Source organism: Georhizobium profundi (assembly GCF_003952725.1).
Lineage (GTDB): Bacteria > Pseudomonadota > Alphaproteobacteria > Rhizobiales > Rhizobiaceae > Georhizobium > Georhizobium profundi.
Genome location: NZ_CP032509.1, coordinates 667580 through 684004 on the forward strand (window position 1 = coordinate 667580; position 16425 = coordinate 684004).

At 62.1% G+C, this 16425-nt stretch carries 15 protein-coding genes; 13 read left to right on the forward strand and 2 right to left on the reverse strand.

Annotation, left to right across the window (positions count from 1 at the left end; translation table 11 throughout):
- Positions 1 to 60 precede the first annotated feature (60 nt).
- Positions 61 to 540: a hypothetical protein gene (locus D5400_RS03200; protein WP_126007603.1), complete on the reverse strand. Its 480-nt coding sequence runs from the start codon at positions 538 to 540 to the stop codon at positions 61 to 63.
- A gap of 339 nt (positions 541 to 879) precedes the next feature.
- Here D5400_RS03200 and sdhC point away from each other — a divergent pair, with 339 nt between their 5' ends.
- From sdhC to D5400_RS03225, 5 genes are read left to right on the forward strand one after another with little or no spacing between them, the layout of a single operon-like run.
- Positions 880 to 1281, forward strand: coding sequence for a succinate dehydrogenase, cytochrome b556 subunit (sdhC, locus tag D5400_RS03205; protein ID WP_126007605.1), 402 nt, complete (start codon positions 880 to 882; stop codon positions 1279 to 1281).
- Positions 1282 to 1290: 9 nt separating this feature from the next.
- On the forward strand, positions 1291 to 1671 hold the full coding sequence (gene sdhD / locus D5400_RS03210) for a succinate dehydrogenase, hydrophobic membrane anchor protein (RefSeq protein ID WP_126007607.1): 381 nt from the start codon (positions 1291 to 1293) through the stop codon (positions 1669 to 1671).
- Between the two features lie 7 nt (positions 1672 to 1678).
- Entirely contained in the window at positions 1679 to 3529 is a 1851-nt protein-coding gene (gene sdhA / locus D5400_RS03215) for a succinate dehydrogenase flavoprotein subunit (protein WP_126007609.1), read from the forward strand.
- Between the two features lie 15 nt (positions 3530 to 3544).
- Positions 3545 to 4324 carry a succinate dehydrogenase iron-sulfur subunit gene (locus tag D5400_RS03220; RefSeq protein WP_126007611.1) on the forward strand — a complete coding sequence of 260 codons (780 nt, stop codon included), beginning with the start codon at positions 3545 to 3547 and terminating at the stop codon, positions 4322 to 4324.
- 6 nt (positions 4325 to 4330) lie between these two features.
- Positions 4331 to 5410, forward strand: a complete 1080-nt coding sequence (locus D5400_RS03225; RefSeq protein WP_126007613.1) for a glycosyltransferase family 4 protein — start codon at positions 4331 to 4333, stop codon at positions 5408 to 5410.
- Between the two features lie 62 nt (positions 5411 to 5472).
- Here D5400_RS03225 and D5400_RS03230 read toward each other — a convergent pair whose 3' ends face one another.
- Positions 5473 to 5910, reverse strand: a complete 438-nt coding sequence (locus D5400_RS03230) for an OsmC family protein (protein ID WP_126007615.1) — start codon at positions 5908 to 5910, stop codon at positions 5473 to 5475.
- A 178-nt stretch (positions 5911 to 6088) separates the two neighbouring features.
- Here D5400_RS03230 and msrA point away from each other — a divergent pair, with 178 nt between their 5' ends.
- The 8 genes from msrA (at position 6089) to odhB (ending at position 16359) form a co-directional block, all read left to right on the forward strand.
- Positions 6089 to 6688: a peptide-methionine (S)-S-oxide reductase MsrA gene (gene msrA, locus D5400_RS03235; RefSeq protein ID WP_126012651.1), complete on the forward strand. Its 600-nt coding sequence runs from the start codon at positions 6089 to 6091 to the stop codon at positions 6686 to 6688.
- A gap of 156 nt (positions 6689 to 6844) precedes the next feature.
- The gene (locus D5400_RS03240) at positions 6845 to 7381 is read left to right on the forward strand and encodes a protease inhibitor Inh/omp19 family protein (protein WP_126007617.1); all 537 of its coding nucleotides are present in this window, start codon (positions 6845 to 6847) and stop codon (positions 7379 to 7381) included.
- Between the two features lie 58 nt (positions 7382 to 7439).
- Complete coding sequence (gene zapE, locus D5400_RS03245) at positions 7440 to 8600, forward strand: cell division protein ZapE (protein ID WP_126007619.1); 1161 nt, start codon at positions 7440 to 7442, stop codon at positions 8598 to 8600.
- 162 nt (positions 8601 to 8762) lie between these two features.
- Complete coding sequence (gene mdh / locus D5400_RS03250) at positions 8763 to 9725, forward strand: malate dehydrogenase (protein ID WP_126007621.1); 963 nt, start codon at positions 8763 to 8765, stop codon at positions 9723 to 9725.
- A 47-nt stretch (positions 9726 to 9772) separates the two neighbouring features.
- Positions 9773 to 10966: an ADP-forming succinate--CoA ligase subunit beta gene (sucC, locus tag D5400_RS03255; RefSeq protein ID WP_126007623.1), complete on the forward strand. Its 1194-nt coding sequence runs from the start codon at positions 9773 to 9775 to the stop codon at positions 10964 to 10966.
- 21 nt (positions 10967 to 10987) lie between these two features.
- A complete protein-coding gene (gene sucD, locus D5400_RS03260; protein ID WP_126007625.1) occupies positions 10988 to 11899 on the forward strand; it encodes a succinate--CoA ligase subunit alpha in 912 nt (303 codons plus the stop codon).
- Positions 11900 to 12045: 146 nt separating this feature from the next.
- Complete coding sequence (locus D5400_RS03265; protein WP_126007627.1) at positions 12046 to 15054, forward strand: 2-oxoglutarate dehydrogenase E1 component; 3009 nt, start codon at positions 12046 to 12048, stop codon at positions 15052 to 15054.
- A gap of 57 nt (positions 15055 to 15111) precedes the next feature.
- Positions 15112 to 16359, forward strand: coding sequence for a 2-oxoglutarate dehydrogenase complex dihydrolipoyllysine-residue succinyltransferase (gene odhB, locus D5400_RS03270; protein WP_126007629.1), 1248 nt, complete (start codon positions 15112 to 15114; stop codon positions 16357 to 16359).
- Positions 16360 to 16425: the final 66 nt, after the last annotated feature.

Here is a 16425-nt window from a genome sequence, read left to right on the forward strand (position 1 = left end):
TCGCAACGACGGCGCGGCAGCTCATCACGGTTTAGTCAGAGCGACCCGCCGCGCGCCGGCTCACTGTGGTCGGATCACACAGACGCCGGCTTCGTCCGAACAGGCCGAGTTGCCGCTTGCCGGGCTCACGACCTTGGGACCGGCCGACAGAGGTTCGAGGCTCTCAAGCCGGGAGCGATCCGTGTCGCGACGGTCGATGTAGTAGTAATTGCCGTTGCCGCGATCCCGGTAACCGGAAACGTTGCCAGTAAACGTGCCGCCGCGCGGCGACGAACCGTACCGGTCACGGCGGTCTCTGTCGGCACGGTGCGAGCGGTCGCGTTCGCCCCAGCGCCGATGATAGTCGCGGTCGCCGTCGCGGCGGCCATATCGGTGGTCACGATCGTGACTGCGGCTTCGGCTGAGATCGGGGTTGAAGCGGCTATTCAACCCTTGCGGGCTGGCGAGATCGGATTGCGCATGCGCGATCGTCGCCGGCGTTGCTGCAAATGCGAGAACCGCTGCCAATGCCGCTGACAGAATTCGCAAACGCTGAGACATGTCGAACTCCTCGAAATCGGCCACCCGAAAGCCCTTGGAGGACTGAAGATGGCGTCGTGAGGGCATAATGTCACGCCTGCGTCTGCGAATTGTTACAATATCGTTAAGACCGCAACCGCAAGAGCCGGTCTTCGACAAAGTGTTGACAATCCGTTGGCTGTTTCAATCGATTAACCGCAAGTCTCTGATTTTTCGAGCATTCGGCTCGCCATATTTTGGCTAAAGTGCAACAAACGCGCTTTGACGCGCTGCACATAACAGATTAAAACGCTTCCAAACTTTCAAAGAGCCGCTTCCCGCTTCGGCCTTGTGCGCCGGGGGAAACGTGATGAGGTCATAATGGCAAGCGCGACAGGAACGAAGCGAGAGCGCCCGCTTTCGCCGCATCTCACGATCTATCGACCCTACCCGACCATGGTGATGTCGATCGTCCATCGTATCACCGGTGGCGCGCTTTACGTCGGCACCTTCTTCGTGGCGTGGTGGCTGGTGGCAGCAGCCTCCGGCGAGGCCTATTTCAACTGGGTGAACGGCATTCTGGGCTCGGTGCTCGGTCTCATCGTGCTCTTCGGCTACACCTGGGTGCTGGTTCATCACATGGCCGGCGGCATTCGCCATCTCGTGTGGGACACCGGCAAGGGTCTCGAGAAAGAGACCGCTACCACGTTCGCGTGGGTCACGCTCGCCGCATCCGCATCGCTCACCGTGATCATCTGGATCGCGGTCTTCATCGTTCGCTAGGAGGCGTCCATGTCCTTGCGCACCCCACTCGGCAGAGTTCGCGGCCTTGGTTCCGCCCGTGAAGGCACGGAGCACTTCTGGCGCCAGCGCCTGACGGCAGTCGCCAACATTCCGCTGATCGTCTTCTTCGTCGTCTTCCTCGTCGCCCATACCGGCGCACCTTACGCAGAGGTGACGGCGTCATTGTCCAACCCGATCGTCGCCGTGCTCATGGGCATGGTTCTCGTCTCGGCGCTCATTCACATGCGCATCGGTATGCAAGTGATCATCGAGGACTATATCCACGGCGAAGGCGCCAAGGTGGCGCTGCTGATGCTCAATACATTCTTCACCGTGCTGGTCGGCGCATTGTCGATCTTTGCGGTTCTCAAGCTCGGCTTTGGAGGCTGAACGCTCAATGGGTCAGACAAACGGACATGCGGCACCGGGCCAGAACGGCCGCGCCTATGAATTCGTCGATCACGCATTCGATGTCGTCGTCGTCGGTGCCGGCGGCGCCGGATTGCGTGCAACACTCGGTATGGCGGAGCAGGGGCTGAAAACTGCCTGCATCACCAAGGTGTTTCCGACGCGCTCGCACACGGTTGCAGCCCAGGGCGGCATCGCTGCCAGCCTGCGCAACATGACGCCGGACAGCTGGCAGTGGCACATGTACGACACCGTCAAGGGCTCCGACTGGCTCGGCGACGTCGACGCCATGCAGTATCTCGCCATGGAAGCGCCGAAGGCGGTCTATGAGCTCGAGCATTACGGCGTGCCCTTCTCCCGTACGGAAGACGGTCGCATCTACCAGCGCCCATTCGGCGGCCACATGCAGAACTTCGGCGAAGGTCCGCCCGTGCAGCGCACCTGTGCCGCAGCCGACCGCACCGGCCACGCCATTCTGCATACGCTCTACGGCCAGTCGCTGAAGAACAACGCGGAGTTCTTCATCGAGTATTTCGCGATCGATCTGATCATGTCGGACGATGGACAGTGCACGGGCGTGATTGCCTGGAACCTGGACGACGGCACGATCCACCGCTTCGCGGCCAAGATGGTCGTGCTCGCCACCGGCGGCTATGGCCGCTCCTATTTCTCCGCCACCTCTGCCCACACCTGCACCGGTGACGGCAACGGGATGATCGCACGCGCCGGCCTGCCGCTGCAAGACATGGAGTTCGTGCAGTTCCACCCGACCGGCATCTACGGCGCGGGCTGCCTCATCACCGAGGGCGCACGCGGCGAAGGCGGCTATCTGGTCAACGGGGAAGGCGAGCGCTTCATGGAGCGCTACGCTCCGTCGGCCAAGGACCTTGCCTCGCGCGACGTCGTCTCGCGCTGCATGACGATGGAGATCCGTGAAGGCCGCGGCGTCGGCAAGAACAAGGATCACATCTACCTGCATCTCGACCATCTGGATCCGGCCGTTCTTCACGAGCGCCTGCCGGGCATTTCGGAAAGCGCGAAGATCTTTGCAGGCGTCGACGTGACCCGCGAACCGATCCCGGTTCTGCCCACCGTTCACTACAATATGGGCGGCATTCCCACGAATTATTGGGGCGAAGTGCTGAACGCCAATTCGGAAAACCCAGAGCGGCTGGCACCGGGCCTGATGGCTGTCGGCGAGGCCGGCTGCGCGTCGGTTCACGGAGCCAACCGTCTTGGTTCGAACTCGCTGATCGACCTCGTCGTCTTCGGTCGCGCCGCCGCGATCCGCGCTGGCCAAATCATCGACCGCGACAGTGCGATCCCGTCGATCAACGAGGCGCAGTCCGAGCGCATCATGGATCGCTTCGACAGGCTGCGTCACGCCAACGGCTCCTCGCCGACGGCCGAGGTTCGCGGCACGATGCAGCGTATCATGCAGGAAGACGCCGCCGTTTTCCGCACGCAGGAATCGCTGGAATCGGGCTGCAAGCGAATGAGCCAGCTCTGGGGCGCGCTCGGCGACCTCAAGGTCACCGACCGGTCGATGATCTGGAATTCGGATCTCGTGGAAACGCTCGAGCTCGAAAACCTCATGGCGTGCTCGATCACGACGGTCTACGGCGCGGAAGCCCGCAAGGAAAGCCGCGGAGCCCATGCCCGTGAAGACTACAAGGACGGCCCGCTCGGCGGCCGCGACGACGAAAACTGGCGCAAGCACACGCTCGCCTGGGTCGATGACAGCGGTGGCATTAAGCTCGACTATCGCCCCGTGCATACGGAGCTGATCGCCGAAGGCATCGCGATGGAGAAGATCGCGCCGAAGGCGCGCGTCTACTGATCAGGAAAAGCCAACATGGTTGAACTCGCACTCCCCAAGAACTCGCAGATTTCCGAAGGCAAGACCTGGCCGAAGCCGGCGGGCGCCGGGAATCTTCGCGAGTACAAGGTTTATCGCTGGTCGCCGGACGACGACGCCAATCCGCGCATCGACACCTATTACGTCGACGTCGACGATTGCGGACCGATGGTTCTCGACGCGCTGCTGTGGATCAAGAACAAGATTGACCCGACGCTGACGCTGCGCCGTTCCTGCCGCGAGGGCATCTGCGGCTCGTGCGCGATGAACATCGACGGCACGAACACGCTTGCTTGCACCAAGGGCGCCGACGACATCCACGGTGCCGTCAAGATCTATCCGCTGCCGCACCTGCCGGTCGTCAAGGATCTCGTGCCCGACCTCACGACCTTCTATGCCCAGCACAGGTCGATCGAGCCGTGGCTGAAGACGGTTTCGCCGACGCCGGCCAAGGAATGGAAGCAGAGCAAGGACGACCGGGCGAAGCTCGACGGCCTTTACGAATGCATCCTGTGCGCCTGCTGCTCGACCTCCTGCCCGAGCTACTGGTGGAACGGGGATCGTTACCTCGGCCCCGCCGTGCTCCTGCAGGCCTATCGCTGGCTGATCGACAGCCGGGATGAGGCGACCGGGGAGCGTCTGGACAATCTGGAAGACCCCTTCCGTCTGTATCGTTGCCACACGATCATGAACTGCGCTCAGACCTGCCCGAAAGGCCTGAACCCGGCGAAGGCGATCGCCGAAATCAAGAAGATGATGGTGGAGCGGAGGGTCTAGCAACCCGTGAGGGTTCTGACACTCAACAGGGGTCGATCGAGACTGAACCTCTCGATCGAGCCGATCCTCGAGCAGCGCGGCGTGGAATTTCACCACATCGCACTCGACGAGGTGCAGCGTCCCAGCGGCAGCAAGATCTCTCAAAAGCTCCAGAGCTATTTTTCGCGCCAGGCCATCCGGTCGATTCGTGCCGCCGTCGACGAATTTCGGCCCGATCTCGTGCATGTTATGGCCGGCCGGTCTACGGCGCTGCTCGCCGTGCAGGCGCTGCGCTCGCGGCCGGACATTCCCATCGTTCTCTATCATGGCGCGATCGGCGGGCTGAACGTCGCGAGCCCCATCGAATGGGCCACCTATTTCAACAGCCGCATCGCCAAGATCGCTGTGCCGTCGCATGCATTGGTGAACAATTGGCTGGGGCGGCCATTGCTCGGCAAGCTGATCGGAGCCGACAGGCTCTCAGTGCTGCCGCATCCCGTCGAAGTGCCGGAGCGGCTCGACGATGAGGCGCGCGCAAAGCTGCGCGCTGCTTTCGGCTTGAAACCGGACGACATCGTCATCGGCTCCGTCTGCAGCATCAGGCCCGTGAAGAATCTGGAGTTCCTGGCGCGGGTCGTGCGCGACATCGGTTCACCTTACAAACTGCTGATCATCGGGGGTGGTGACGCCGGCGAGATCGAGGCGCTGGAAGAAATCGGCGGCGACAGCATCGACGTTGCGGGCTTTCGTCCGGGCGCAGCGAAGCTGATGCCGATCTTCGATATCTACGCGACCCCGACGCGACCGGCCGGCGAATCCTTCGGCCTGGCGCCGGCGGAAGCCATGGCGGCTGGCGTTCCGGTCCTGACGATGAATTACGGGGGCACCGCGGAGATCGTCGAACACGGCGTATCGGGCTTCTCGCTGACCGCGGATCCTGCAGACTGGGCGGCATCCATTGTGCAGCTGCAAGACCCGGACGTCAGGCGCAGGATGGGTGAGGCGGCGCGGGAGCGGATCCAACAACGCTTCTCGCCCGAGATCATCGCGGATGTCTGCGAGGAGCTCTATAGGCTCGTGTCCGCTCGAAACGCAGTTCACACGTGAAAAAGCCGCCGGCCGGAGGGCCGACGGCTTAGGTCATCGTCTTAGAGAGACGGCTGCCGTGGTCAGCCGAGCTTTGCGTCGAGCGTGACCTTGATCGCGCCGTAGGCCTTGGAGACCGGGCAAGTATCCTTTGCCTGTTTGGCGAGCCGCTGGAAATCATCTTCGCTGATGCCGGGAACGCTGCCGACCAGAGTCAGCACGCTTTCCGTGATCTCGAAACCGCCACCTTCAGCTTCCTGCACGTTCACGACGGCCTTGGCATCCAGCTTGTCGGCGGGCGTGCCGTTTTCGGCAAGGAAGTGCGAGAGCTGCATGGCGAAGCAGCCTGCGTGGGCGGCGGCCATCAGTTCCTCGGGATTGGTGCCGGACTTGCCTTCTTCGTCCTGAAAGCGGCCCTTGAAGGAATAGGGGGTCTTGGAGAACGCGCCACTTTGCGTGTCGAGGGTGCCTTTGCCGTCAACCAGCGCACCTTGCCATATGGCGTTTGCGTGCCTTTTCATTCCAATCACCTCTCTGTTGGGGGAAATTCACTCCAGAAACGATCGGGTGGCGGTGCGGTTCCGGACGAACTCATCACACGCTCGTGCAAAGCCTTGAATTGCAAAGCAGGATCGGTGAACTAGTTTGATAGCCATGGTCGAAGGAGGATTTCCCATGCGCTTGCCATTCAATACCGCCATGTTGCTCGCCGGTGCGGCCACCGCACTCCTCTTTGCCGGCGGCGCTTCGCAAGCGCAGGAGCAGGCCAAGGCCATCTTCGCCGGCGGCTGCTTCTGGTGTGTGGAATCGGATTTCGACAAGGTTGCCGGCGTCACGTCGACCATTTCTGGCTATATCGGCGGCTCCAGCGACAACCCGACATATGAGAACCACACGGCAGACGGTCACCGCGAGGCTGTCGAGATCACCTACGATCCCAGCCAGACCGATTTCGAAACATTGCTGGCGACCTTCTGGCGGACGGTGGATCCGACAGACGATGGCGGCCAGTTCTGCGACCGAGGCTTCAGCTACACGACGGCGATCTATGCCGTGGACGGCGAGCAGGCGACACTGGCCGAGCAGTCAAAGGCGGAAGCCGAGGCGGCACTCGGTCAACCGATCGTGACCGAAGTGGTGGAAGGCCAGACCTTCTGGCCGGCGGAAGACTACCATCAGGACTACTACGTCAAGAATCCGGTCCGCTATAATTACTACCGACGCGCCTGCGGGCGGGACGTTCGCCTGGTCCAGCTCTGGGGCAATGAAGCCATGAAGGGTGTGATGGCCAAGAACTGAACACCGACTGTGCCATTTTGTTGCAAAATTCGCACAGGGTTGCTGCTTCTCTCGCCTGCACTTCTTGCAAAATGGACCTTTGATCCCTCTTATGGGTTTCGAAGGGCAGAGGGTCGGCTAAAGGCCCCGCGCGTAGGCGTTGCAAGGAGACCATGAATGCGCATTTCCATCGCCATCACGATCGCTATGGCTGGTCTGGCGATTGCCGGCTGCCAGCGGACATCACCCGGCCCGATGCCGCAGCAGCAGGCAGCGGTGCTGCCGCCGCCGATCAACCCAGCACCGCTTGGTGGTGTTCAGTCGAGCCAGCTGCCACCGCCTTCCGCAACCGAATTTCCGAGTGCACCGGCTTCCACGACGCCTGATCCGGCTGCGGCCAACCAGGCTTTCGAAACCGCTGCTGCCTCTGCGCCTGCCGTTTCGCGCGAGGCACTCCTCGGCACGTGGCAGACGGCCGTCAATGGCGGCAACTGCCAGCTGGCGCTCTCGCTCACCCAGTGGACCGGCGGTTACCGCGCGGCGTCGCTGCGGTGCCCTGGCGAGGCTGCAAACATCGCGTCGTGGGATGTCTCGGGTAACCAGGTCGTTCTCAACGACCGGGATGGCAACAATGTCGCGCGGCTCTACCAGGCCGGTGCCCAGAACTACCAGGGAACGCTGAGTTCGGGCGGCTCGATCACGCTTTCGCGCTGATTGGGGCGCCGGCTCCCGCCTTCGGGTGGCCGGCGAATGCCCAGCTCGGTTCGGCTGAATGGATACCAGAACATATGTGAGTGTCGCCGAGCGCTATGAAGCGCTCTGCGACGCCGGTCGGATCGAACGCGACGCGCGCCAGGAGAAGTTGGCGCGCGCCCTTGATCGCGTCTTGACCGAGGTTCGGGAAAAGCGGGTTTCGACGAAATCCAGCGCGCTGGGCTGGTTGTTCGCCAAGCGCAGGCCCGTACAGGATTTTCCAAAAGGGCTCTATGTCTTTGGCGGCGTCGGTCGCGGCAAGACAATGATGATGGATCTTTTCCTCGCAACGCTGCCGGTGCGGCGCAAGCGGCGGGTGCATTTCCACGATTTCATGTCGGATGTGCATGGACGGATCCAGGCGCATCGAGCGGCGCTGAAGCGCGGCGAGGTCAAGGAAGACGATCCGATCCCGCCTGTGGCGCGCGCTATCCACGAGGAGGCCTGGGTTCTCTGCTTCGACGAATTCTCCGTCACCGACATCGCGGATGCGATGATCCTGGCGCGGCTGTTCGAGCAATTGTTCAAGCTCGGTACCGTGCTGGTGACCACATCGAACGTGCATCCGGATGATCTTTACCGTGAGGGCCTCAACCGCGATCTGTTCCTGCCCTTCGTCGATCTCTTGAAGACGAGGGTCGAACTTTTCGATCTCGATGGCGATACCGATTATCGGCTGCTCAAGCTGACGCGCCGGCCGGTCTACATGACGCCGCTCGATGCGGATGCCGACGAGATGTTCGATCAAGCATGGGCCGAGCAGGTCGATGGTTTGACCGTGCAGCCCGAGAGGATCAAGCATCGCGGTCGGGAAATTCTGGTGCCGGCCGCGGCTAATGGTGCTGCCCGGTTCAGCTTCGACGACCTGTGCCGAAATCCGCTCGGGGCGTCGGATTATCGCGCCATCGCCGACCGATACGAAACGATCTTCGTCAGCCATGTGCCGGTGCTCAAGCGCGCGGAGCGCAACGAAGCCAAACGCTTCATCATGCTGATCGATACGCTCTACGACATGAAATCACGGCTCGTCGTCTCGGCAGCGGCGGAACCAGACGCTCTTTATGCTGCCAAGGACGGGACGGAGGGCTTCGAGTTTGCCCGCACGGCATCCCGGCTGATCGAGATGCAAAGTGTAGACTACCTGAAAGAAAGTCGTGAGCGAAACGCACGAGCTGCGTAAAAACTCTTACCCTTACGTAAATCAGCGAGTATATAACCGTTTGAAATCGTTGGGCGCCAAAGTTTTGGTTGCCATTTTTGCCTCATCCGTCTATCCCCGGGGCGACTTTTCCGGGGAGCTTCAGGGCTCCCCTATGGCTCCACAGACAGGGGATTTCCATACATGGCGCGTAACAAGATCGCTCTCATCGGTTCCGGCATGATCGGCGGCACGCTTGCCCATCTGATCGGCCTCAAGGAACTCGGGGACGTCGTGTTGTTCGACATCGCCGACGGCACGCCGCAGGGCAAGGCGCTCGACATCGCCGAAAGCTCGCCGGTCGATGGCTTCGACGTCAGGCTCAAGGGCGCGAACGACTATTCTGCGATCGAAGGTGCCGATGTGTGCATCGTCACCGCAGGTGTGCCGCGCAAGCCCGGCATGAGCCGCGACGATCTTCTGGAAATCAACCTCAAGGTCATGGAGCAGGTCGGCGCCGGCATCGCGAAATACGCGCCTGACGCCTTCGTCATCTGCATCACCAACCCGCTCGACGCGATGGTCTGGGCCCTGCAGAAATTCTCCGGCATGCCGAAGAACAAGGTCGTCGGCATGGCCGGCGTTCTGGACTCGTCGCGCTTCCGTTACTTCCTCGCCGAGGAGTTCAAGGTCTCGGTCGAAGACGTCACGGCCTTCGTGCTCGGCGGCCACGGCGACACGATGGTGCCGCTCGCGCGCTACTCCACCGTTGCCGGCATTCCGCTGACGGACCTCGTCGACATGGGTTGGGTCACCAAGGATCGCCTGGAAGAAATCATCCAGCGTACCCGTGACGGTGGTGCCGAGATCGTCGGCCTGCTCAAGACCGGTTCGGCCTATTATGCGCCGGCTGCGTCTGCGGTCGTGATGGCGGAATCCTACCTCAAGGACAAGAAGCGCGTCCTACCTTGCGCTGCGTATCTCTCCGGCCAGTACGGCGTGAACGACATGTATGTCGGCGTGCCGACTGTCATCGGCGCCGAGGGTATCGAGCGTATCATCGAGATCGAACTGAATTCCGCCGAGCAGAAGGCCTTTGACAAGTCCGTCGAGTCCGTTGCCGGCCTGTGCGAAGCCTGCCGCAAGATCGCTCCCTCCCTCGCTTGATTTGGCTTCCGTCCGATCTGGCAACCTGAAACCACAGGAACCCTCTCATGAATATCCACGAGTATCAGGCCAAGCGCCTCCTCGGCACATTCGGTGCGCCGATCGCCGAAGGGGTCGCCGTCTACTCCCCTGAGCAGGCGGAAGAATGGGCAGCCAAGCTGCCCGGACCGCTCTATGTGGTGAAGAGCCAGATCCATGCCGGCGGCCGCGGCAAGGGCAAGTTCAAAGAACTCGGCCCTGACGCCAAGGGCGGCGTTCGCCTTGCGAAGTCGACGGAAGAAGTCGTCGCTTTCGCCAAGGAAATGCTCGGCAACACACTGGTGACGAAGCAGACCGGCCCGGCCGGCAAGGTCGTCAACCGCCTCTACATCGAAGATGGCGCGGACATCGAGCGCGAGCTTTACCTCTCGATCCTGGTCGACCGTTCGGTTGGCCGGCCTGCCTTCGTCGTTTCGACCGAAGGCGGAATGGACATCGAGGCCGTCGCCGAAGAGACGCCGGAGAAGATCGTCAATGTCGCGATCGACCCTGAGCAGGGCGTGACGGATGCGGATTCCGCGAAGCTGTGCGATGCGCTGGAGCTGAAGGACGAGGCGCGCGCCGATGGCATGACGCTCTTCCCGATCCTCTACAAGGCGTTCATGGAGAAGGATATGAGCCTTCTCGAGGTGAACCCGCTCATCGTCATGAAGAACGGCCGCCTGCGCGTCTTGGATGCCAAGGTGTCGTTCGACGGCAATGCGCTCTTCCGCCACGACGACATCCGCGAATTGCGCGACGAGACCGAGGAAGATGTCAAGGAAATCGAGGCCTCGAAGTGGGACCTCGCCTATGTGGCGCTCGACGGCAATATCGGCTGCATGGTCAACGGTGCCGGTCTCGCCATGGCGACGATGGACATCATCAAGCTCTACGGCAAGGAGCCGGCTAATTTCTGCGACGTCGGTGGTGGCGCATCCAAGGAAAAGGTCGCTGCGGCCTTCAAGATCATCACGGCCGATCCGCGCGTCGAAGGCATCCTCGTCAACATCTTCGGCGGCATCATGAAATGCGACGTCATCGCCGAGGGTGTCGTCGCGGCCGTCAAGGAAGTCGGTCTCAAGGTGCCGCTCGTCGTGCGCCTCGAAGGCACCAATGTCGAGCTTGGCAAGAAAATCCTCAACGAGTCCGGACTGGCCATCACGGCTGCCGACGATCTCGACGACGCAGCGAAGAAGATCGTTGCGGCGGTCAACGGCTAACGGATTGAAGGATCAGGATTGATGTCCATTCTCGTCAACAAAGACACGAAGGTCCTCGTTCAGGGCCTGACCGGCAAGACCGGCACGTTCCACACGGAGCAGGCGCTCGCCTACCACGACACCAAGATGGTCGGCGGCATCCATCCCAAGAAGGGTGGTGAGACCTGGACCGGCGCAGTGAACGGCGGCTCGCGCGACCTGCCGATCTTCGCTTCGGTCGCCGAAGGCAAGGAACGCACCGGCGCCAACGCATCGGTCATCTACGTACCGCCGGCAGGCGCAGCAGAAGCGATCATCGAAGCGATCGATGCGGAAATTCCGCTGATCGTCTGCATCACGGAAGGCATTCCGGTGTCCGACATGGTGAAGGTGAAGGCGCGGCTCGACCGCTCCTCGTCGCGGCTCATCGGCCCGAACTGCCCAGGCGTTCTCACGCCGGAAGAGTGCAAGATTGGCATCATGCCGGGCTCCATCTTCAAGAAGGGCTCCGTCGGCATCCTGTCGCGCTCGGGCACGCTGACCTATGAAGCCGTGTTCCAGACATCCAACGAAGGCCTTGGCCAGACGACGGCTGTCGGCATCGGCGGCGACCCGGTCAAGGGCACCGAGTTCATCGATGTGCTCGAGATGTTCCTCGCCGACGACGCCACGGAATCCATCATCATGATCGGTGAAATCGGCGGTTCTGCCGAAGAAGATGCCGCCCAGTTCCTGAAAGACGAAGCCGCCAAGGGCCGCAAGAAGCCGATGGTCGGCTTCATCGCCGGCCGCACGGCGCCTCCCGGACGCACAATGGGCCATGCGGGCGCCGTGATTTCCGGCGGCAAGGGCGGAGCAGAAGACAAGATCGCGGCCATGGAATCGGCCGGCATCCGCGTCTCTCCTTCGCCGGCACAGCTCGGCAAGACGCTGGTCGAAGTCCTCAAGGGCTGACTTTTACGCAAGGGTGCCCGGGTTCGTCAGAAATCCGGTCACCCGCCCCGCGACGGGCACATTCGTCGCACAAAACGGGGCCGCTTTCGAAAGAGCGGCAGCACCCGAATCAACGAAGGAGGCGGAGCGATCCTCCGCAGGCACCGATGGCCAGGCAAGACGCCAACGAATTCTTTCAGTCCACGTCGTTCCTCTATGGCGCGAACGCCGCCTATATCGAGGAACTCTACGCCCGCTACCAGGATGATCCGGCCAGCGTGGATGGCGAGTGGCAGGCCTTTTTCGGTGCGCTGAAAGACGAGCCGGATACGGCGCGCAAGGCAGCGGACGGCGCTTCCTGGAAGCAGAAGAATTGGCCGATCCACGCCAATGGCGAACTGGTTTCCGCCATGGACGGCGACTGGGGCCGCGTCGAAAAGCACTTCGAGAAGAAGATTTCCACCAAGGGATCTGCGTCGGCGGCGCCTGCCGCTGCCGGCCAGCAGGCGCAGATGACCAGCGAGGAAGTGCTGCGCGCGACGCGCGATTCGGTCCGCGCCATCATGATGATCCGCGCCTACCGCATGCGCGGCCACCTGCACGCCAAGCTCGATCCGCTGGGCATCGCGGAGGAGAACGAGGATTACAACGAGCTGTCGCCGGAGGCCTATGGCTTCACCGAGGCGGACATGGATCGCAAGATCTTCCTCGATAACGTCCTTGGCCTCGAATACGCGACCGTGCGCGAGATGCTCGACATTCTGAAGCGCACCTATTGCTCCACAATCGGCGTGGAGTTCATGCACATCTCCAATCCGGAAGAAAAGTCCTGGATCCAGGCCCGCATCGAAGGGCCGGACAAGGGTGTCGACTTCACGCCCAACGGCAAGCGCGCGATCCTGCAGAAGTTGATCGAGGCGGAAGGCTTCGAGCAGTTCATCGACGTGAAGTACAAGGGCACGAAGCGTTTCGGCCTCGATGGCGGCGAAGCGCTGATCCCGGCGCTCGAGCAGATCATCAAGCGCGGCGGTCAGCTCGGCCTCAAGGAAATCGTTCTCGGCATGCCGCACCGCGGGCGCCTCAATGTGCTCAGCCAGGTGATGGCGAAGCCGCACCGTGCGATCTTCCATGAGTTCAAGGGCGGGTCGTTCACGCCGGAGGATGTCGAGGGTTCGGGCGACGTCAAATACCACCTCGGTGCCTCGTCGGACCGCGAATTCGACGGCAACAAGGTGCACCTGTCGCTGACGGCCAACCCGTCGCACCTGGAAATCGTCAACCCGGTCGTCATGGGCAAGGCGCGCGCCAAGCAGGACATTCTCTCTGGCTCGCCGCGTGACGAGATCGTGCCGCTGGAGACGCGGGCTCAGGTTCTGCCGTTGCTCCTGCATGGCGATGCGGCCTTTGCGGGCCAGGGCGTCGTTGCCGAGTGCTTCGGCTTGTCGGGCCTTCGCGGCCACCGCGTTGCCGGTACGCTGCATTTCATCGTCAACAACCAGATCGGCTTCACGACCAATCCGCGCTTTTCGCGCTCGTCGCCCTATCCTTCCGACGTGGCGAAGATGATCGAAGCGCCGATCCTGCATGTGAACGGCGACGACCCAGAAGCTGTCGTCTACGCCGCGAAGATCGCGGCTGAATTCCGCATGACGTTCCACAAGCCGGTCGTCATCGACATGTTCTGCTACCGCCGCTTCGGCCACAACGAAGGCGACGAGCCGGCGTTCACGCAGCCGAAGATGTACAAGAAGATCCGCAGCCACGAGACCGTGGTGCAGATCTATTCCAAGAAGCTGATCGAGGAAGGCCACATCGATCTCGGCACGTTCGAGAAGATGAAGGCCGACTGGCGCGCGCATCTGGAACAGGAATTCGAGAGCGGCCAGTCCTACAAGCCGAACAAGGCCGACTGGCTGGACGGTGTCTGGTCGGGCATGCGCGTTGCCGACAATCAGGACGAGCAGCGCCGCGGCAAGACCGCCGTTCCGATGAAAACGCTGAAGGATATCGGTCGCAAGCTCTGCGAAGTGCCGGAAGGCTTCGAGACGCACCGCACCATCCAGCGTTTCCTGGCGAACCGCTCGCAGATGATCGAAAGCGGCGAGGGAATCGACTGGGCAACGGGCGAAGCGCTTGCCTTCGGCTCGCTGCTGCTCGATGGCCATCCGGTCCGGCTGTCCGGCCAGGACGTGGAGCGTGGCACCTTCTCGCAGCGCCACTCGGTGCTCTACGACCAGCAGAGCGAAGACCGCTACATCTCGCTGAACAATCTCGCCAAGGGCCAGCAACTTTATGAAGTCATCAACTCGATGCTTTCGGAAGAGGCGGTGCTCGGTTTCGAATATGGCTACTCGCTGTCGGAGCCGAATGCGCTGACGCTCTGGGAAGCCCAATTCGGTGACTTCGCCAATGGCGCGCAGGTCGTGTTCGACCAGTTCATCTCGTCGGGTGAGCGCAAGTGGCTGCGCATGTCGGGCCTCGTCTGCCTTCTGCCGCACGGCTACGAAGGCCAGGGTCCCGAGCACTCCTCGGCCCGTCTGGAGCGCTGGCTGCAGATGTGCGCGGAAGACAACATGCAGGTCGCGAACTGCTCGACGCCGGCTAACTATTTCCACATTCTGCGCCGGCAGATGAAGCGCGACTTCCGCAAGCCGCTGATCATGATGACGCCGAAGTCGCTGCTGCGCCACAAGCGTGCGGTGTCGACGCTGTCGGAACTGTCGGGCGACACGTCCTTCCACCGCTTGTTGTGGGATGATGCGGAAGTTCTGAAGAATGAAAAGATCAAGCTCCAGAAGGACAGCAAGATCCGTCGCGTCGTCATGTGCTCCGGCAAGGTCTATTACGACCTTTACGAAGAGCGCGAGTCCCGCGGCATCGACGACATCTACCTTCTGCGCCTGGAGCAGCTTTATCCGTTCCCGGCCAAGGCGCTCATTAACGAGCTGTCGCGCTTCCGGGGTGCGGAGATGGTGTGGTGCCAGGAAGAGCCCAAGAACATGGGCGCCTGGGCCTTCATCGATCCTTATCTCGAGTGGGTGCTCGCTCATATCGACGCGAAGTACCAGCGCGTGCGCTACACGGGCCGTCCGGCTGCCGCTTCGCCGGCAACGGGCCTCATGTCCAAGCACAAGGCGCAGCTCGACGCCTTCCTCGAAGATGCGCTCGGCGACTAAGCCGGGCTTCACTCGCCTCTCATTTCGATCCCCTATTGAACGGAAAAGCTGACAGCCATGGCCACCGAAATCCGCGTCCCGACATTGGGCGAATCCGTCTCCGAAGCCACGATCGGCACCTGGTTCAAGAAGGTTGGCGACACGATCACTGCCGACGAGCCGCTGGTCGAACTTGAGACCGACAAGGTCACGGTCGAGGTGCCGGCACCGGCGTCCGGCACGCTGACGGAAATCCTGGCCCAGACGGGCGACACGGTCGAAGTCAACGCGCTGCTCGGCCAGATCGGCGCCGGATCGGGTGCTGCCGCCCAGCCGGCCAAGACGGAAGAGCCAAAGGCGGAAGCTCCGAAGGCCGAAGCTCCGAAGGCAGCTGAAGCCAAGCCAGCCGCCCAGCCTGCCGCAAAGTCCGGCGACATGCCGCCCGCACCGTCCGCCGCCAAGATGATGGCGGAGAAGAACGTTTCGGCCGATCAGGTTTCGGGTAGCGGCAAGCGCGGCCAGGTTCTCAAGGGCGACGTGATCGACGCGATCAACAAGGGCAGCTCGGCCGCACCGGCTGCAGAAGCACCGAAGGCGCCGCGCCCTGCTTCCAGCGAAGCCGACGAGGCGCGCGAAGAGCGCGTGAAGATGACGCGCCTGCGCCAGACGATCGCCAAGCGCCTCAAGGATGCGCAGAACACCGCTGCCATGCTGACCACCTACAACGAGGTGGACATGACGGCGGTCATGGATCTGCGCAAGAAGTACAAGGATCTCTTCGAGAAGAAGCACGGCGTGAAGCTCGGCTTCATGGGCTTCTTCACCAAGGCCGTGACGCACGCCTTGAAGGAGATTCCGTCCGTTAACGCCGAGATCGATGGCAACGACATCGTCTTCAAGAATTTCTGCCACATCGGCGTCGCCGTCGGCACCGACAAGGGCCTCGTCGTGCCGGTCGTGCGCGATGCGGACCAGATGTCGATTGCCGAGATCGAGCAGGAAATCGGTCGTCTCGGTGTTGCAGCACGTGACGGCAAGCTCGGCATGGCCGACATGCAGGGCGGCACCTTCACCATCTCGAACGGTGGCGTCTACGGTTCGCTGATGTCCTCGCCGATCCTGAATGCGCCGCAGTCGGGCATCCTCGGCATGCACAAGATCCAGGAGCGTCCGGTCGCGATCGGCGGCCAGGTCGTCATCCGTCCGATGATGTATCTGGCGCTTTCCTACGATCACCGCATCGTCGACGGCAAGGAAGCCGTCACCTTCCTGGTGCGCGTCAAGGAAAGCCTCGAAGATCCGGAGCGTCTCGTTCTCGACCTTTAGGAATAACAGCACGACGGCCGCGCTTCATCTTCAGCCAGGCGCGGCCGGCAGACTGCCCGCTTCAGA